Annotated in this window: 19 protein-coding genes; 8 read left to right on the top strand and 11 right to left on the bottom strand. The window is 49.1% G+C overall.

Going from position 1 to position 16,300, the window contains the following annotated elements; all coding sequences use genetic code 11:
* Nucleotides 1–267: 267 nt before the first annotated feature.
* Complete coding sequence (locus C6Y32_RS11445) at nucleotides 268–1,542, top strand: L-cysteine desulfidase family protein (RefSeq protein ID WP_105205389.1); 1,275 nt, start codon at nucleotides 268–270, stop codon at nucleotides 1,540–1,542.
* Nucleotides 1,543–1,722: 180 nt separating this feature from the next.
* Here the strand turns inward: C6Y32_RS11445 and C6Y32_RS11450 are convergent, their stop codons facing one another.
* The 5 genes from C6Y32_RS11450 to C6Y32_RS11470 all read right to left on the bottom strand — a co-directional run bounded on the left by C6Y32_RS11450 (nucleotide 1,723) and on the right by C6Y32_RS11470 (nucleotide 5,690).
* Nucleotides 1,723–2,091, bottom strand: a complete 369-nt coding sequence (locus C6Y32_RS11450; protein ID WP_105205390.1) for an ACT domain-containing protein — start codon at nucleotides 2,089–2,091, stop codon at nucleotides 1,723–1,725.
* 63 nt (nucleotides 2,092–2,154) lie between these two features.
* Entirely contained in the window at nucleotides 2,155–2,892 is a 738-nt protein-coding gene (locus C6Y32_RS11455) for a DNA alkylation repair protein (protein WP_164998249.1), read from the bottom strand.
* A gap of 258 nt (nucleotides 2,893–3,150) precedes the next feature.
* Nucleotides 3,151–4,251 carry a tyrosine-type recombinase/integrase gene (locus C6Y32_RS11460; protein WP_105205392.1) on the bottom strand — a complete coding sequence of 367 codons (1,101 nt, stop codon included), beginning with the start codon at nucleotides 4,249–4,251 and terminating at the stop codon, nucleotides 3,151–3,153.
* A gap of 106 nt (nucleotides 4,252–4,357) precedes the next feature.
* A complete protein-coding gene (locus tag C6Y32_RS11465) occupies nucleotides 4,358–5,020 on the bottom strand; it encodes an HI0074 family nucleotidyltransferase substrate-binding subunit (RefSeq protein ID WP_105205393.1) in 663 nt (220 codons plus the stop codon).
* 136 nt (nucleotides 5,021–5,156) lie between these two features.
* Nucleotides 5,157–5,690, bottom strand: a complete 534-nt coding sequence (locus C6Y32_RS11470) for a helix-turn-helix domain-containing protein (RefSeq protein WP_105205394.1) — start codon at nucleotides 5,688–5,690, stop codon at nucleotides 5,157–5,159.
* Between the two features lie 139 nt (nucleotides 5,691–5,829).
* Here C6Y32_RS11470 and C6Y32_RS11475 point away from each other — a divergent pair, with 139 nt between their 5' ends.
* The 5 genes from C6Y32_RS11475 (at nucleotide 5,830) to C6Y32_RS11500 (ending at nucleotide 9,397) form a co-directional block, all read left to right on the top strand.
* Nucleotides 5,830–6,021, top strand: coding sequence for a helix-turn-helix domain-containing protein (locus tag C6Y32_RS11475; RefSeq protein WP_105205395.1), 192 nt, complete (start codon nucleotides 5,830–5,832; stop codon nucleotides 6,019–6,021).
* Nucleotides 6,018–6,296: a helix-turn-helix domain-containing protein gene (locus tag C6Y32_RS11480; RefSeq protein ID WP_105205396.1), complete on the top strand. Its 279-nt coding sequence runs from the start codon at nucleotides 6,018–6,020 to the stop codon at nucleotides 6,294–6,296. Before C6Y32_RS11475 ends, C6Y32_RS11480 begins: the two co-directional genes overlap by 4 nt.
* Before the next feature lie 12 nt (nucleotides 6,297–6,308).
* Complete coding sequence (locus tag C6Y32_RS11485) at nucleotides 6,309–6,995, top strand: hypothetical protein (RefSeq protein ID WP_105205397.1); 687 nt, start codon at nucleotides 6,309–6,311, stop codon at nucleotides 6,993–6,995.
* Nucleotides 6,992–8,233, top strand: coding sequence for a replicative DNA helicase (locus tag C6Y32_RS11490; protein WP_105205398.1), 1,242 nt, complete (start codon nucleotides 6,992–6,994; stop codon nucleotides 8,231–8,233). Before C6Y32_RS11485 ends, C6Y32_RS11490 begins: the two co-directional genes overlap by 4 nt.
* Nucleotides 8,234–8,608: 375 nt before the next feature.
* Nucleotides 8,609–9,397 (top strand): sigma-70 family RNA polymerase sigma factor, encoded by a 789-nt coding sequence (locus C6Y32_RS11500; protein ID WP_105205400.1) that lies wholly within the window; start codon nucleotides 8,609–8,611, stop codon nucleotides 9,395–9,397.
* A gap of 408 nt (nucleotides 9,398–9,805) precedes the next feature.
* On the opposite strand, the gene C6Y32_RS11505 is transcribed toward C6Y32_RS11500, so the two are convergent.
* The 4 genes from C6Y32_RS11505 to C6Y32_RS11520 all read right to left on the bottom strand — a co-directional run bounded on the left by C6Y32_RS11505 (nucleotide 9,806) and on the right by C6Y32_RS11520 (nucleotide 11,440).
* Nucleotides 9,806–10,201 (bottom strand): hypothetical protein, encoded by a 396-nt coding sequence (locus C6Y32_RS11505; RefSeq protein ID WP_105205401.1) that lies wholly within the window; start codon nucleotides 10,199–10,201, stop codon nucleotides 9,806–9,808.
* Nucleotides 10,201–10,596 (bottom strand): hypothetical protein, encoded by a 396-nt coding sequence (locus C6Y32_RS15775; RefSeq protein ID WP_105205402.1) that lies wholly within the window; start codon nucleotides 10,594–10,596, stop codon nucleotides 10,201–10,203. Before C6Y32_RS15775 ends, C6Y32_RS11505 begins: the two co-directional genes overlap by 1 nt.
* Nucleotides 10,597–10,812: 216 nt before the next feature.
* On the bottom strand, nucleotides 10,813–11,031 hold the full coding sequence (locus tag C6Y32_RS11515; protein WP_105205458.1) for a helix-turn-helix transcriptional regulator: 219 nt from the start codon (nucleotides 11,029–11,031) through the stop codon (nucleotides 10,813–10,815).
* A gap of 187 nt (nucleotides 11,032–11,218) precedes the next feature.
* Nucleotides 11,219–11,440, bottom strand: a complete 222-nt coding sequence (locus C6Y32_RS11520; RefSeq protein ID WP_105205403.1) for a helix-turn-helix domain-containing protein — start codon at nucleotides 11,438–11,440, stop codon at nucleotides 11,219–11,221.
* Nucleotides 11,441–12,215: 775 nt separating this feature from the next.
* Here C6Y32_RS11520 and C6Y32_RS11525 point away from each other — a divergent pair.
* On the top strand, nucleotides 12,216–12,422 hold the full coding sequence (locus tag C6Y32_RS11525) for a hypothetical protein (RefSeq protein WP_105205404.1): 207 nt from the start codon (nucleotides 12,216–12,218) through the stop codon (nucleotides 12,420–12,422).
* Nucleotides 12,419–12,607 carry a hypothetical protein gene (locus C6Y32_RS11530; RefSeq protein ID WP_105205405.1) on the top strand — a complete coding sequence of 63 codons (189 nt, stop codon included), beginning with the start codon at nucleotides 12,419–12,421 and terminating at the stop codon, nucleotides 12,605–12,607. The genes C6Y32_RS11525 and C6Y32_RS11530 overlap by 4 nt, the downstream gene beginning before the upstream one ends.
* Nucleotides 12,608–12,886: 279 nt before the next feature.
* Here the strand turns inward: C6Y32_RS11530 and C6Y32_RS15875 are convergent, their stop codons facing one another.
* Both C6Y32_RS15875 and C6Y32_RS11540 read right to left on the bottom strand, forming a co-directional pair.
* Nucleotides 12,887–13,111 carry a nucleoside hydrolase gene (locus tag C6Y32_RS15875; RefSeq protein ID WP_370738822.1) on the bottom strand — a complete coding sequence of 75 codons (225 nt, stop codon included), beginning with the start codon at nucleotides 13,109–13,111 and terminating at the stop codon, nucleotides 12,887–12,889.
* 624 nt (nucleotides 13,112–13,735) lie between these two features.
* Nucleotides 13,736–16,300: a hybrid sensor histidine kinase/response regulator gene (locus tag C6Y32_RS11540; protein WP_105205407.1), complete on the bottom strand. Its 2,565-nt coding sequence runs from the start codon at nucleotides 16,298–16,300 to the stop codon at nucleotides 13,736–13,738.

A 16,300-nucleotide genomic window follows, 5' to 3' on the forward strand; every position in this document is an offset into this window, starting at 1 on the left:
CGGCTAAAAAACATGCCGCAGGCGCCGGCCGTATGCAGCGGGCGCCAACAGAGCGCAGTGGCGGCAGTGCGGCTATCTAACCTATTATAACAAAGCACCTCCCCCCTGCCAAGGGGCAGCGGCGCGATTCGCCCCGCTTGTGCACAAAAAAACGCACAAAAAAGGCAGCGCAACTCCTATGTGCGGGGCCATTGTTCCCCGGCGGCGCGGCTGCTATAATAGGTCTAGTACGTCATGCAACAAAATGATCATCAGGAGGAAGAGAACATGGAGGAATGCGTCTGTAGACAGTACATCCAGATCTTACAGCAGGAACTGGTGCCCGCTCTGGGCTGTACTGAGCCCATCGCCATCGCCTTTGCGGCGGCCAAGGCCCGCGAGGTACTGGGGAAGATGCCCCAGCGCATCGTCGCCAGCTGCAGCGGCAACATCATCAAAAATGTCAAGGGGGTCATCGTCCCCACCACCGGCGACATGAAAGGCATCGACGTGAGCGCGGTGCTGGGGGCCGTGGGCGGCGACAGCAGCCTGGGGCTGGAAACGCTCACCCCCATCACCCCCGCCCACCTGGCCACCTGCCGCGAGCTGCTTTCGCAGAACATCTGCCAGGTAAAACTGCTGGAAGGCGTTTCGAATCTACAGATCATTCTAGAGGTGTATGCCGATAGCGACAGCGCGCTGGTAGAGGTGTGTTACGCCCACACCAACATCGTGCGCATCGAGAAAAACGGCCAGGTGCTGTTGGATGTGCGGGATCAGCAGAGCGGCAGCGGCCATGAAGGGGCCGATTACAGCACGCTCGATCTGCCCGACATCTTCGCCTTTGCCACCACCGGCGACATCAGCGAGCTGCAGCCCACCATCGACCGGCAGGTGCAGTATAACCGCGCCATCGCCCAGGAGGGGCTCAAAAATAACTACGGCGCCAGCGTGGGCAAGACGCTGCTCGAGGTGTACGGCGACCGGGTCGAAAATTTGGCCCGGGCCTGGCCGGCTGCCGGCAGCGACGCCCGTATGGGCGGCTGCGTGCTGCCGGTAGTCACCAATTCCGGCAGCGGCAATCAGGGCATGACCGTGTGTCTGCCGGTGCTGGCCTACGCCGAGCACCTACACTGCGACCGCGAAAAGACCACCCGCGCGCTGGTGCTCGCAAACCTCATCGCCGCCTATCAAAAGCGGGGTCTGGGCAAGCTCAGCGCCTATTGCGGGGCGGTCTCGGCCGCCTGCAGCGCCGGCGCCGCCATCACCTGGCTGTGCGGCGGCAGCTATCAGGATGTCTGCACCACCATCACCAACACGCTGGCCAACGTGTCGGGCATCGTCTGCGACGGGGCCAAAGGCTCCTGCGCCGCCAAGATCGCCTCGGCAGTCGACGCAGCGCTGCTGGCCCACCACATGACCCAAAAAGGCCGCACCTTCGGAGCCGGCGAAGGCCTGGTGATGGACAGCGCCGACCGCACCGTCGATGCCGTCACCCGCATGGGCCGCGAAGGCATGCGCTCTACCGACGTCGAGATCCTAAATATCATGATCGGCAAATAGCGGCACTTTTCATCATGGGGGACTTTATTCTCCCCGGCCCAACCCAGCACAGCCCAACCCAGCACAGTCCGGCACAGAGCAGAGCAGCCGCCGACCGCACATCAAAAAGCCAGAGCAGCCGGGAAATCACTCGTTTCCCCGGCTGCTCTGGCTTTTTATAAAAGGTAGCTGGTGCCGCGCTCACCCCTCGATCTGGTGCCCCGCCTCACGCAGGCAGCACAGCGCTTTTTGGTAGTGCTGCTGTTTGGTCAGGATATAGTCGGTGTTGTAGGTCGATACGGCAAAGATACCGATCTCGTTTTGGGCCAGAATATCCGCGATCTCCGCCAGGATCCCGATCAGCGAAAAGTCTAACTGCCCCTCGATGCGCAGTATCCGCCAGCCGTCGTCGCGCTGGGTGGCGTTGGCGGGGGCGCGCTCGGTCCTGCACACCACCGATAGCTCCTCGTCTGTCTTACCCAAAAAGCAAAATGTATCCTCCAGGTCCACCTGCGACAGGTCCGGCACCTTGCAGACCGACATCTGTACGGCAAATCTCCTTAAAACCATCTGTTCTCCCCTTATCTCATTCAGATCTTCTGTTCTTAGGCCGCCATCACCGCCGACAGCAAACTACTTCTTTTTGCGCCGCAGGGTCCTGAGCATCTGCTTGTCGTCACTGCTCACGCGAAACGATTCGCACAGCTTCGAGATGGTCTTTTGGTGGGTGAGATCATCCAGCGCACCGCCCTGCAGCAGCTCCACCACATAGTCCGGGTCATAGAGGTAGGCGGTGGCGTAAAACCAGGCCAGCGCCATCTGCACATAGTAATGCTCCCGATGTATCTGCGCACACAGCGCCAGCGCCCGGCTGCGGTGGCTGTCCGCCAGCAAGTAGGTCATACACAGGACCACCGCCACCCGCACCTGCCAGGGGTCCGGCTGGTCAGCCAGCCGGGCACACAGCGCCAGCGTATAGTCCAGGTCCTTTTTCAGGCCCTTACAATGGCTGCAAAAGCTGTCGCACTGGGCCCAGTTGTGGATGCGGGGGATATACGCCTCTATATACTGCCGGGCGATGTCGTCCAGCTCTTTGGCGGTGGCGCGCCCCAGCACCAAGCCGCACAGCACCGTCTCCTCCTGGGTGCCGTCGACGCTGCAGTCCACAAAGCCGCACCAGTCACCGGCGGCTATCTGCCTGGCCGCCGCCTGCAGCACCGGTGCCCGCACCCCCAAAAGCGGGGTGTCGGCATCAGCCAGTATCTTCTGGTGAAACTGGCGGTAGCCGTCGTCGGCCTGTCCCTGCAGCCAGTTTATCAGCTGTTGGTAGTGTTCGCGGTCCCATCTGGTAGGCAGTGGCATATCGCTCATCATTTTTCCTCCAATACGATCGGCACCAGCTCCTGTAAGCTGGCTATGCGGTAGGTGATCTTTAACCCCTCATCCGATTTGCATCCGGTGGGCTCGTACAATAAGCGCATGTTTTGGGGCGAATACAGCGTGATTTGTAGTAGTCAAATGGGCATAGAATACAGCGCAGTATACACCGAGTAACTGGGAAAATAAAAACAGGTGCGGTAAAACATGCGGTCAAAAAACAGCGGGCCATCTGTACCCGCTGCTGCTATTTTACTGCGAAAGCACCCTGTCGAAAACACCGTCAAGCATATTCGCTGCCCGCTGCTTTTCGCCGTCCACCTCATGGCCGTATACGCCGAATGTGTCCATGCTGCCAGAGTGGCCGACTACCATTTTTATGAGCTGCTCGGGTACATCGGACTTCGCAAGGCTTATGAGGGTATGCCGCATTTCATATAGGCTGCATGAAATGTTGTGTTGCTTGCGATATAGTTTCCATTTTCCATAAAGACAGACGCTTGACATAGCATTTCCGTGGCGATCAGGGAACAGCCATTTTGAAATAATGTGGTGCCGTTTCAGGTTTTCCCGCTGCTGTTCTAATATGGCCAGCTGGTGGCGGCCCAGAATTATTGACCGCTGAGCATTTTCATTTTTTCCGGTGGTGATCTCTCCATAACTGTTTATAGAGCGCTGAACAGTCAGCGTGTTGCCCGAAAGATCGCTATTCTGCAACCCGCACAACTCGCCCGGACGCAAGCCCAGCAGCACAAGAAAACGGAAAGCGGGAACATAGAAATAGGGCTGTACTTGTCCACGCGTTTTTACAAGATCGGTAGAAAACAGGGTTTTTAAATCATCGGGTTGCAGAATACGCTTTTTGCCTACTGGTGCTCCACGTGGTATCGTGATATCTTCCGGGCGCTCCATGGGTATACCGTTTTTCTTTGCGAACCGGCAAAACACCGATATTGTAGTACGTATGCTAGTAAGCGTCTTTTTTGATAGTCCACCCTTAAAACCGCGATCAATGCAGTTCTGCCAGTCCTGTTCAGTTAAAGCCGCAACCCGCTTGTGCTCCAAGCCGGGGAGCAGCCAGCAGCGCCCGAAATACTCCGTTTGCTTATAGTTGCTGGTGCCTGTGGTACTCTTTACCCTTTCCAGATGTTCGGCCCACAGTGCCCCAAAACGGACGTTTTCACGGCTGCTACCAGTCTCTAGCCACTTATCTGCCTTGCGTTCGGCCTCTGCCTTGCCTTTTTTCCCTGCGGTAGCAGAGTAGAACGACCGACGAACGCCGTCTTTCTGTACATCAATGCGCCAGCGGGTCGATTTTTCCACCCAGCGGGCTTCATTTTTGCGTACTGCCATAGTTTACAGCCCCTTTCACATTGTGGTATAGTCAGGGGGCAGATCATGGCACGTTGCCATCCTCTAAGCCTTGCCGTAGTGTCCCTCGGGCACATGGCAGGGCTTTTTATTTTGTGCCCCCCAGTTTGCTCACAACATCGTCAAACAGGTCTACATACTGATTTTTAATACGGTCAAATATCGTCGCGGCGGTATCTTCATCGTATATGTGGGACGTGGAATTTCGGTCATTTAGCAGCCCTATCCATAGTGCCTCATCTTGTATCACACCATCTGCAAACGCCTGCCGTATGGCCGATTTGGGGCTATTGACATCCGTGTAGCCTTGGTCTATCAGATATTCACGTAAGGTTTTCCATGTCAGTTCTGTGCAAAACTCAAAGCGCTGTATAGCACCATCGCGGATAGAGGCTAACGGGTTGTTCTCATAGTCTTTTAGCGCCTCTTTCAGCCTGTCCACTGCGCTTATTAGCTTGGTGTATTTCTCCTGCATTTTATCCATAAGAATAACCCCGTCCCTCTCTATATTGCGCAACAGTGCCGTGTCTGTCTGCTGGGTAACATGGACAATATCGATTTTCAGCAGGGTGGGCAGATCATCCAGATGCGACCAAAAAGCGGGTTGGCATTCCTGTGGCATTCCCCAAACCGCAATATCTATATCACTGCCCTGCCGATGATCTCCACGGGCCCGAGAACCAAAGAGCACCACGCGATCAGCGCCACATTTTCTACCCGCTGCCGCTATTTGTCGATATATCTGCTGCATTTGTTTGGCCCCCTTGCGATGGTTGTTGTAGCGGGTTTTAGATCCTCTAGTCCCACAATAACAATATCTGGTTTACTATCTGGTACAGGTCTGCCCGTTAGGACAAGCCAATTTTCTTGTTTGGCTGGCTCTACCGTCAAATATCTTCGTTGTCTGGATTATCTTTCCTATATTTTGGAACTTCTGTAAGCTCTTGTATGCGCTCCACAGCCTTTTTTTGGCCTTCGGCATTGAGTTGTCCATAGTAATGTTCAAGCAGCTTGTGGTTCGCAAAACTCGCCGCTCCTTCTATGCCATCTTGAAGTATTAACATAGCTTCTACAGTGTCGTCGTTTATGCTGCCACCTGTGTTAACCGCTGCACGTATTACTCTATCGGCAATACGACCGTAACTGTCACGAATATTATCTGGCGACATTTTTTCAAAGTCATTATCATTGCTGGTGTTAATCTCGATTGGCGCTCCTACAGTAAGGCCCAATAATTCGAGATGATTAGTCCCCAAAGCGGCAGCAATCTTTCGCAATATATCTATGCTTGGTTTCCGGTCTCCGTTTTCGTATCTTCGCAAACTCATCACAGAAATACCCGCTTTATCAGAAAGTTGAGCTTGCGTCATGTGCTTAGACGCACGAAGTTTTTTGATGTGTTTTCCAAGATCGAAATTCATATTGTCACCTCGTATATATAGAGATTACCACAAATCAGAACCGAATGGAATGCTTTTCCTGAAAATATTTTGACAAAAGAACCATACGGCGCTATAATATACGATATACAGAACCAAACGGTTCTCATGGAGGTGTAAAATGAAAATAGACAAGGAAAAATTCGAAGTAGAGCTTGCGCGACGGTGTCTAAGCAGCAGGAATTTAAAAGGGGTATCGCCGCAAACTGTTGCCAAAATCCGGCGCGGCGGAGAAGTGCGCCCTGCTGCACTGGGGCGTGTAGCCCGGGCGCTAGGGGTAGATGTGACTGAGATTATGGAGGTGAAGCAATGAAACCGTACAGCTATATTCGGGGCGCGCTGCGCCAGTACGACATAGACCAGCAGTACATAGCGGAGCAGCTGGGCAGAAGTCGCGCCTATGTTTCGCAGCGATTTAGCGGACACGGCACATTTACGCTAGAAGAGGCATACCAGATCATGGGGATGTGTGGCGTGCCCGCTAGCGAGGTGTATAAGGCATTTCCGCCGGGCGGGCAAGCCGTACACGACAAGCCCAAACCGCGCCTATTTATCGCGAGACGTGCCAACGGAGCGCGGCCATGGTAGGGGGTGCGGACCTTGCTTGAAAATGGATTTGTACAGCTGCACCGAAGTATTTTAGACTGGGAATGGTACGGGGACATAAATACGACCCGCTTATTTATCCACCTACTGCTCACTGCCAACTATGAGCCTAAGCCCTGGAAAGGCATCACAATAGACCGTGGTCAGCGGGTTGCCAGCTATGGAAAACTAGCCGAAGAAACCGGACTTTCAATTAAGCAAATTCGGGCATCCATACGGCACCTCAAAAGGACAGGCGAGGTGGCACACACAGCAACCTCAAAATATGGCTTATTTACGGTAAAAAATTACGATAGATACCAGACACAGGGCACACAAATGGGCAGTCAAGTGGGCACACAAATGGGCAGTCAGAGGGCAGTCAAAGGGCAACAATGTAATAAAGATAATAAAGCAATAAAGAAAAAATATAATATTATTGGGGGAAAATCCCCCATCACACAACCACAAAAATTCCAAAAACCAACGCTAGAAGAAGTACAAGCATACTGCCGAGAGCGAGGCAACGCTATATCACCTGAACGCTTTATGGACTACTACGAGTCAAACGGTTGGAAAATCGGCAAAAGCCAAATGAAAGACTGGAAAGCAGCCATCCGCAATTGGGAACGCAGAAACAATCAGGAGGCTAACCAGCAAGTAGAGTGCCTTGGGTACGGAAAAGGGGCGGTAAGACTATGAATGCCTATGGCCTCAATCTGGAATGTAACGTAATCGGCGGTTTGCTTTTATGGCCCGAGGAATTTGGCGCCCAGGTATTTGCCAGGCTACAAGAAAACGACTTCGAGGAAGAGCTGTTGTCAGAGATCTTCGCGGCAGCCCATAAAGCCATGAGAGGCAAGCACGATATAAACGCAGCGGAGTTAATGGCCCGTCTCAACGGCGAACAGAAAGTAGTCGCATATCGGTGTTGCGAGAGCGTTATCAGCAAGAGCAACTATCTGGGCATGGTCGAAACGCTCGCACAGGATAGCAGCCGCCGCAAGATCAAAAAACAGGTAGTTGAGCTGGCGATGGGAGAGGATTACGATTTGCTCCCAAAATTGCGAAAGATTGTAGAAACAGAGGCAGCTAAGGCAAACGGAGCCAAATACAAAGACCAAATGGCAGTAGAGGCCGTCAAGTTCTTGGAAGAGATCAACCGTCCACCAGACCCCGCTGAACGCATATGGACAGGCTTCCCGAAAATAGACCAGACCACTGGCGGGCTTAGAAAAAAGACGCTGTCTTATGTGGGTGCCAGACCATCTACAGGCAAGACGGCATTCGCCCTCAATGTATTGGCTAACCAGATACCGACCAAAAACCGCTGTGTATTCTTCACGCTGGAAATGTCAACCGGGCAATTGTTCGAGAGGCTGCTGGCCGACCGGCTGAATATACACTATGGCAAGATCAACAGTAAAAACCTGTCGGACAAAGAGCGGGCAGACATGTACAAGGCTCTGAACCAGATCGTGGAGCGGGACAACATCCGTGTGCTGGACGATATCTACACCGTGGAGGAGATGGAACACGCTATAGCCTCAATCAAGCCGCAGCTGGTTTTGGTCGACTTTATCCAGTGTGTGCGCACTGTTCAGCGGTTCCCTGTGCGGCGGCAGGAGATCGACTACATAAGCGGCGAGTTCAAGCGCATGGCTAAGCGGTACAACTGCCATATCATGGTACTGTCGCAGATATCCAGAGCAGGTAAAGAGGCGCCCCGGATGAGCGACCTCAAAGAGTCTGGCGCATTGGAGCAGGACGGCGACTATATCTTCATGCTGCATCGCCCCTATGTGCTGCTCAAAACAGACGGAGCAGACCCAAAGACAGCTGAGATCATGCTGGACAAAAACAAATATGGGAATACAGGCGTGATAGATATGTGGTTTAAGGGCGAGTTTCAACGCTTTACGGAGGTGCGGGCATGTTGATAGACACTGAACGGGTCGAGCAGATGGTCGCAGAGGCAACAAAGAAACGATACGCACCGAGGGGCGAGCGGTTTCGGGAATACGAGAGAATAAAAGCCGATATTAGCGAGCTATACGGTGGGAAAACATGCAGCAAATACGAAACAGCGATAGAAAAACTGGCCGCTGCCTTGCGACTATGATAGAGCATATATCAACCACACAGACAACAAAAAAGCTGCCTACAGCGCGGGAACACTGTAAGCAGCAAGCAAAATGACACCCCTATTTTACACCATGGCATGACGTAAAGCAAGGGGGACACGCGCGCGGGAGCAATCCGGCGCGCTTTTTTATGCGTACAAAACGGGACAGATCAAGGGGGAGGCATTGGGCATGACCGAGACGAAGCAAGGGCGAAGCAACGAAGAACTGGCAATACTGGCCCAGCAGGGAGACAAACGAGCCTTGTATCAGCTATGGCAGCAGATAGAAACGCTTGTTTGCATGATATGCGGTAGGGCGTACCAATACCGCAAAGATCGAGCAGACCGGGCGGGAGTAGCAGAAGAAGACATGAAGCAAGAGGGTTACTTTGCTTTTCTCGACGCGGTGCAGGCCTATAGCCCGGCCAGCGGGTACAGGTTTACCACCTATCTGCACTACCCGCTGCAAAAACGCATAAACGCCCTATTAGGCGTACGAACGGTGCGGATGATAAAAGACCCGCTTTGCAACTGTTCTAGCCTTGACGCGCCGATTTCGGGCGGTGACGATGAAAATATAACGGTTGCCGATACCATCCCCGATAAAGGCACAGAAATGGAAGAGGCAGAGCAGCGGGTATTTTGCGATCAACTGCGGGCAGACCTAGAAAAATGCCTTGATGAGATCCCCGATCCAGAGGCAAGCGCATTGCGGGCCGTCTATTTCGACGGCAACACGCTACAGCAAATAGCAGCCCAGTGCGGGCTGTCCATAGAGCGGGCGCGACAACTGAAAATCTCTGGGCTACGCAAAATGCGGTACGGGCCGAGACTGTCCCGGCTGAAAAAGTACGAAAACGAAATCATCAGTACCCAGCCATGGCGCGGTAGCGGGTTGGGTGCGTACAGGGTAAGCGGTACATCATCGGTTGAAAAGACGGTTGAACGGCTGTCAGGCTTGTGGGCAGATGGCGCTTGACTGTCCCCGGCGGGGTTTTTGGGCATTTTGGGCATTTTGGGAATATACCCCAATATTAAATTTTTGATTTTTACCCGCTGCACTTCGCCAAAAATCTCGCTACAAAAAGCTAAGAAAAGACAATATTCCCTCGCGTGCGCGCGTATAGGGTGAGCAGAAACCATGTTGACATATCTGCCCACGGGCAGAGGTTTGGGGTAGGTAAAAGCAGGGCCAGCTATCCGGAATTTCCGGACAGTTGCCGCGCAAGGCTTGTGCAACGCCTCACCGCTCAATTTTGAGCAGTGAGCAATCTCAACGGCGATTTTTCGCTGATGAGATCATGCGAGGTTTGTGTAGAATGCAGAAAACCCACTGTATTGGCCCAAATTTTGCCTACAGCGGGTTTTTATTGCATGGTTAGTGTGTCTATTCGTTTTTAGCTAAAACCCTTAAACGGCGGGCATATTTTCGGGGGATATTGATACCCACCATATAGCCTAGATCAGCCAGAACATGAGAGATCACCGAAAAGCCGTCTTTGTAAAATGCAGCTATGCGGTTATTTTCGCCCGTTATGCCCCTATAGTCCTGTGGGCAAACAAACACCCAGTCTGCACCACTATAGTCCAGCACAAGGCGAAAATACAGGTCTACGGCCCTATGGTCTCGCCCTGTCTTAGCCAGTAAAATGCCGTGGTCCTCATTCTCGTATAAATCGCCCAGTATGACCCGCTCGCCGTCAAGGGATATCAGCATAAGCAGCGGGTTTCTGCTGCTCAACAGGCCTTGCAGATTGCCACATGTGATATATTGAACAGCCATTACCGTTTACCCTCATCGCTGTGGAATGCCTCGCCTGTAACGGGGTTTACACCAAGGGAAATACCTGTCTCGTCTCGCTTAGACTGCACAAGCACAGCGCGGTTCACATATTCCGCCACGCTTTCCCCTGTCGTTCGCACGATCTTGTGTATCGCCTTTAATGCCTCGGCACACAGCATATCCCCAATAGGGGCAGAAGATACAGGCGCAATGCCTGAAATATCTCGCTCTATAGTTTCGGAAATAGAACGATTTATAAAGCCGTTGGTGCTTTCTCCACGCGCCTCTGCATGAGCCTTTATTTCAGCTTTGCGGCCTTGGGGCATGGTTAAATTTACACGGTCGTATGCTTTGGCATTCCATCTATTATTGGCTTTTGTTCTTGCAGTACCCATGGTTTCACCTCCACGTTTATTATATACTATACAATACACTTGCGCAAGTGTATAAACTGTACTTGCACAAGTGTATAATTGTACTTGCGTAAGTACACGCGCGTGATTGTACTTGCACAAGTACAACGGAGACATGTTTGCGCAGCATTTGCAGGGTAGGAAAAAGCACCCGCTGTACGGTCCAAAACAGGCCATGCAGCGGATGCTCTTGGTGTGTTATATTTCTTCCCCGGTATCGTCCATGATAAAGCTGGCGCGGTATGAGCAGCCGAGAGCAGCGGCAATGCGCAGCAGCTCCTTTTCACTAAAGTTGTCTCTGCTCAATTTGTTAGAAAGATTTTGACGCGTTTGCCCGGTCCTTGTGGCCAGTTCACCCAATGTCATATTCCTGCGTCCTAAAATAATTTTTATTTTTTCTCCCATGCTAAGGGGCATTGTAAGCACCTACTTTCCTCATCTATACTATACACTATTTAATGTATTGTGTCAACAGAAAACATATAAAATAAATTTAAAAGTTAAACTAAAGCATTGACATAAGAAACTAAATAGTGTATATTGTATTCATAGAGAACAGCACAAGACCACAGAAAAGAGGTGATCTCGCCTATTATATTTGCTCTCAATCCGCAGCAGGTGTGTCCGGCTCAAATTCCAGTATGTCGCCCGGCTGGCAGTTCAGTAAGCGGCAAATGGTCTCAATGTTGGCCCATGATACAAGCTTGCCGTGGCGTAGCTGCTGGATGGCATTTTCACCTATGATTTTCTCTGTTCTCATTCTGTAGGTAGAATACCCATGTTCTTTTAGCGCAGACAGTATATTGACTTTATATTTTATAGGCACTGCAACCCCTCCTTTTACTACCTATAGTATAGCACTATATACACCGTAAATCAATGTAGAATATGCATTAAAAACAAATGCATATATTGGTAGGTTTGCCAATAGATATACATTGAAAATCAATGTATAATATGGACAATGAAAGCCACACAGAAAAGAGGTTGAAACAGTGAAACAAATTCCGCCCAATGTAAAAGAGCTGGCCCGCCGTATATCTCGACGGCGGCACAGCGAAAACACGCTAAAGGCCTTGTGCGACCTATTACAAGATGGATTGCTAAAGAAAGAAGTGGGGGTGTCTCATGACCTGCGAACAGCTTAGAGACAGAATTTCACGCTATTTACAGGACATACACAGTAAGAAACTGCTGGAAATGCTCTATAGTTATACGCTGCACTGCTTTTTGAGAGAGGACAGGGAAGAAGATGAGCAATAAAGAACTGGCAAAGGTGTACGCCGCAGCAATCAGCCGTTACATAGACAGCTGCACAAACTTGGACCATATACGGTCAGTGTACGTTTTTGTCTCTACTCTTTGCGCGGAGGGTAACCCATGACAATAGCAATCGGCTGGCTGCTCCTGTTTCTGGCGGCAGCATACAGCGACGGAGGCGGGGCCGGGTGGCTACCGCTGGCCTGCATAGGGCTTGCCCTTATGATCTGTGGGCAAAGAAAAAAGCTGCCTGCGACGCGGCAACGTCGTAAGGCAGCAAGCGAAAAAACAGGATATACATATTATACCGCACCTGCAAGCCGGGCGCAAGGGGGTAAAAAATGTCTTATGTAGAAATTAGCAAGAGTTTTGTAGACATTCTGCTGGATGAGTACCGGCGGGAATACGGGGAAGAGCCATCAGACATAAACAAACGGCTGTTCTTATCCTGTTCGCGCTGGGCAGCACAGGCGTATAGCGAGGGTTTCACAGACGGCATGAACGCCGCATACAATACAACAACCGTACAGGGAGGACAAGCAAGATGAACTACAGAGAGAACATAAACAAGAGCGCAGAAGAGATACTAGCGGACTACACAAGACAGTTTGGCAAAGAGCCGAAAGGTAATCTAAAGGACATATTTTTGCTTTTTGTAAACGGTACATCATCGGCATATGAAGAGGGCTTTCAAGATGGCTTGAACGCCGCACGAACACAAGAGAACATATAGGCAGTACACCCGCTGTAAGGACTATAACAAAGCGTTATACTTTTTTGCAGCGGGTGCTTTTATCCCCCCTGTATGGCTCGATTTAATGGCATACGCGGGGACCGGCGTGGGGAACCTTTTCCAACTCTGACACCATACAAGAGAAAAGGGGTGTGGTGGCGAATAGTTGCTATTTACAATATAGAAAAGGTACGATATCTTTAGAAGTATCGCATCTCTTCTATTCTTTTTGTTTTAACAACTGATAAAGAAACTCTTTGAACCCGGGACCAACTAATACTATATCGGCAGCTTCATTGTGATATGTGACACTTTAGCCATAGTCTTAGGATATTGCAAAATTGACACTGCTATATTGATTAGAGGGCCAATCGCGACTAATTCAACATCATCTTTGTTCTCACGTATAATACGCAATATAGTGTCTACTGCAAACTCAGAGCAAGCAGCGCCAGTGGGATGCCACAGAGTCCCTAGATCCCCCATTCCATCCTGCCCATGGATTTGATCGTATTCTTTCTTTTAGTATAGGAAGTTTTGCTCCTTTATAAATCGGCGGCTGATAGGTTCCCGCATACTCAATAGACTGCAAACAGTTATAGGTAGCCTGTTTTACTTCCACATGTCCCGCAAAGCCATAATAATCGCTACTGCATCATCCGATCTTGTATCTGTATCAAGAATAATTTATTTCATAATATGTCTCCTTTTCTAAATAATGAGAGAAATCATCCATTCTTTAAACTCGCGGCTTTTAACCTATGCACAACCTCATAGTTAAACGGAGGGAAAACACAATTTCTTCTATACAATTCTTGTTATTTCTCGGACGTACATCTTTAACAGTAGCTCCATAAGCGGATTTGCTTTGGCTTTCAATACGTGTATAACTGGGAAAACCTTCTTGCACTAAGTCGGGGTGAAACAAAACAGCGGCGGCATCGAGGAGCGTAAAATATAGTTCGCCGCAACAAACAAATCCGAACCTTGTACCGGTTGACGATGGATTCGGATTTATTACATTCGACAATTTTTTAATTTACCATAACAGTATTGATTTAGATTGTTTTATAAACGGTACGAGGGCTGAAAACCTTTTGTATGTTTTCAGCCCTCAATTTGATTATCTTAGAAATAGCTTTGTTGGAAATATCTTTTTAAGATACGAGTTAATTCGCTGACATCTATCGGTTTTGCTATATGGGCATTCATGCCACATTCTAAGCAATGCTGTATGTCATCAGAAAAAGCATCTGCACTCATAGCAATGATTGGGATAGATAAAGCATCCGGGTGGTTTGTTTCGCGAATTGCCTTTGTAGTCTCATACCCTGTCATATGCGGCATTCGTATGTCCATAAGAATAGCATCGTAATATCTCTTGGGCGATTTTTGAAATTTATCAAGACATACTTGGCCGTCTTCCGCCCAATCTAACTCTATACCTAGGTCGGACAATAACTCTCTTGCGACCTCCCAGTTTAGTTCATTATCCTCGGCAAGTAAGATGCGGCGTCCAGAGAAATCGATCTGGTTGGCCACCTGATCGTTTTCTGCTTCAACACCCATATATTGACGTAGTGAATGATACAGCGTAGATTTGAAAAGCGGTTTAGAAATAAAGCCGCTGATCCCTGCTTCACGGGCTTCTGTTTCAAATTCGCTCCAGTCATAAGCAGAAATTAGAAGAATCGGTATTTCATTCCCTAAATTGTTACGAATTTCTTTCGCAACCTGAATCCCGTCCATTCCAGGCAATTTCCAATCCAAGAGAATGATTTGGTAATCATCATGCTTTTTATGGTGTTGGACTACCAGATCTACTGCCATTTCGCCACTCAATGTCCAGTTAGCTTTTATTCCAATGGATTTCAGTTCGTTAGTGGCTGTTTTGCACAATAACTCATCATCGTCCACTACCAGCATATTCCAAGCGGGAAGAACCATATCCTCTTCCGTAGTGGCAGCCTTTTCTAAATCGAATGTAATGTGAAATTCTGTGCCTTTATTGAGCTCACTTTCTACCTCAATAGTCCCTTCCATTGCATCTACAATGTATTTTGTAATTGCCATACCCAAACCAGCACCTTCGATTTTGTGCACCCTGGTTCCATCAGCACGGCTATAAGAGTCGTACAGTTTTTCCAGAAACTCCGGTGACATGCCGATTCCATTATCCTTAACATTGATATGAATGCGGACATAGTCCTCGCCTTTTGGAGACTGTTCTTCATAAAGGGATAACCGGATCACTCCTCCTTCCGGTGTATACTTAGTTGCGTTCGACAAAAGATTCAGCAAAACCTGATTTAGGCGTACGCCGTCACACCACACGTTTTCTGATAATATTTTTTCCACATGTATATCAAAACTTTGCTTTTTGGCCTTTACCTGTGGCTGCATAATGTTAACAATTCCTTCAACAACTTCTTTTAACGAGATCTGTTCTGTTGTTAAAGCTAGTTTACCACTTTCTATCTTTGACATATCCAGAACATCATTGATGAGACCCAATAGGTGTTTACTGGACAAGGTAATTTTTTTTAGGCAATTCCGCACTTGTTTGTGGTCGTCCATATGGGCTGTAGCAATTGCAGTCATCCCAACAATTGCGTTCATTGGTGTACGAATATCATGGCTCATGTTCGCTAAGAATTCACTTTTTGCTCTGCTTGCCTCAAGTGCCATTTGACGAGTGTTCTCCAGTTCATGCAGTTGACAACGCATCATAGAGAAATACCGCCAAAAAATTAATACTAGCATGAATAATATAGAAGCGCAAGATATCAAGGTGATAAACATCCGCTGGCTACTCAGAGTGTTTATAGTGCCTTCTAATGCATCATAGGGCATTACTGATACTAAATACCATTCAGAATAGGGTAATGGTACCCCATAAATCTGCCGTTCTTCACCATTTACGTCAAATGTTGTTGCATACTCTTGACGGTTTTTCAATGCATCGCCAAATTTTTTAACGGAGTTTTCTACAGGCGTTTCATTTGTAGACGAATCGAACTGCTTTTGCAGTTGTTGGAAAAAATATTGCAATTCCGTATTGGAGTTCTGTATCACGAAGCTGCCGTCCGACCTAATAATATGATAATACATCAGTTGGCCTTCATCTGTTAAGGAAAGGAATTCGGTAATATACTCCAGTGGAACGGCTGCTATTAGACCGATGCTTTTTTCCCCATTTTGCATCGGATAGGCAGCGTCTACGCCAAACAATACTACTTCGTTTCCAGCGGCATCGACGCCTACAGCTACTCTCCGTTCCCCCTGTAATAGCGCGTCTACAAAGGGCCCGGGATTCAGCGGATAGATTGCTTGTCCACAAAGAGTTTCAAAATTCCCCTCAGTTGAACAAAGGGCTAAATAGTTAAAATCCCTTATCTGCGCTCTGTAAACGAGTTCTTCGTATAGCTCCTTATCGATTTTATCTGTTGAGACAACGGAAACAATGCCGTAGACTTGACTAAACCGCAATTTGATCACGGTTTCAAAATGTCTGGACATTTGTTCATTCATTCCAGACATATAGATTTCTCCAATTTCGTAAACAGCCTTTTTACTCTTTCGGCTCATGTAAATTCCGAGCAGGCTAAAAATAATAATACTAAAAATCAAAAGCCCAATAAAACTGTATATTAGAAATCTCGTGGTAGGATTCAGTTTTTTACTGTTTTCCAT

Source organism: Neobittarella massiliensis (ex Bilen et al. 2018), from assembly GCF_900289145.1.
In the GTDB taxonomy this organism is placed as follows: domain Bacteria; phylum Bacillota; class Clostridia; order Oscillospirales; family Ruminococcaceae; genus Neobittarella; species Neobittarella massiliensis.

Coding starts and splice junctions, on each gene's coding strand:
- C6Y32_RS15775 (WP_105205402.1), bottom strand. CDS start 10,596: ATGGGTACTGCAAGAACAAAAGCCAATAATAGATGGAATGCCAAAGCA.
- C6Y32_RS11500 (WP_105205400.1), top strand. CDS start 8,609: ATGACCGAGACGAAGCAAGGGCGAAGCAACGAAGAACTGGCAATACTG.
- C6Y32_RS11490 (WP_105205398.1), top strand. CDS start 6,992: ATGAATGCCTATGGCCTCAATCTGGAATGTAACGTAATCGGCGGTTTG.
- C6Y32_RS11450 (WP_105205390.1), bottom strand. CDS start 2,091: ATGGTTTTAAGGAGATTTGCCGTACAGATGTCGGTCTGCAAGGTGCCG.
- C6Y32_RS11540 (WP_105205407.1), bottom strand. CDS start 16,300: ATGGAAAACAGTAAAAAACTGAATCCTACCACGAGATTTCTAATATAC.
- C6Y32_RS11460 (WP_105205392.1), bottom strand. CDS start 4,251: ATGGCAGTACGCAAAAATGAAGCCCGCTGGGTGGAAAAATCGACCCGC.
- C6Y32_RS11445 (WP_105205389.1), top strand. CDS start 268: ATGGAGGAATGCGTCTGTAGACAGTACATCCAGATCTTACAGCAGGAA.
- C6Y32_RS11455 (WP_164998249.1), bottom strand. CDS start 2,892: ATGAGCGATATGCCACTGCCTACCAGATGGGACCGCGAACACTACCAA.
- C6Y32_RS11505 (WP_105205401.1), bottom strand. CDS start 10,201: ATGGCTGTTCAATATATCACATGTGGCAATCTGCAAGGCCTGTTGAGC.
- C6Y32_RS11515 (WP_105205458.1), bottom strand. CDS start 11,031: ATGCCCCTTAGCATGGGAGAAAAAATAAAAATTATTTTAGGACGCAGG.
- C6Y32_RS11530 (WP_105205405.1), top strand. CDS start 12,419: ATGAACTACAGAGAGAACATAAACAAGAGCGCAGAAGAGATACTAGCG.
- C6Y32_RS11470 (WP_105205394.1), bottom strand. CDS start 5,690: ATGAATTTCGATCTTGGAAAACACATCAAAAAACTTCGTGCGTCTAAG.
- C6Y32_RS11480 (WP_105205396.1), top strand. CDS start 6,018: ATGAAACCGTACAGCTATATTCGGGGCGCGCTGCGCCAGTACGACATA.
- C6Y32_RS11465 (WP_105205393.1), bottom strand. CDS start 5,020: ATGCAGCAGATATATCGACAAATAGCGGCAGCGGGTAGAAAATGTGGC.
- C6Y32_RS11525 (WP_105205404.1), top strand. CDS start 12,216: ATGTCTTATGTAGAAATTAGCAAGAGTTTTGTAGACATTCTGCTGGAT.
- C6Y32_RS11475 (WP_105205395.1), top strand. CDS start 5,830: ATGAAAATAGACAAGGAAAAATTCGAAGTAGAGCTTGCGCGACGGTGT.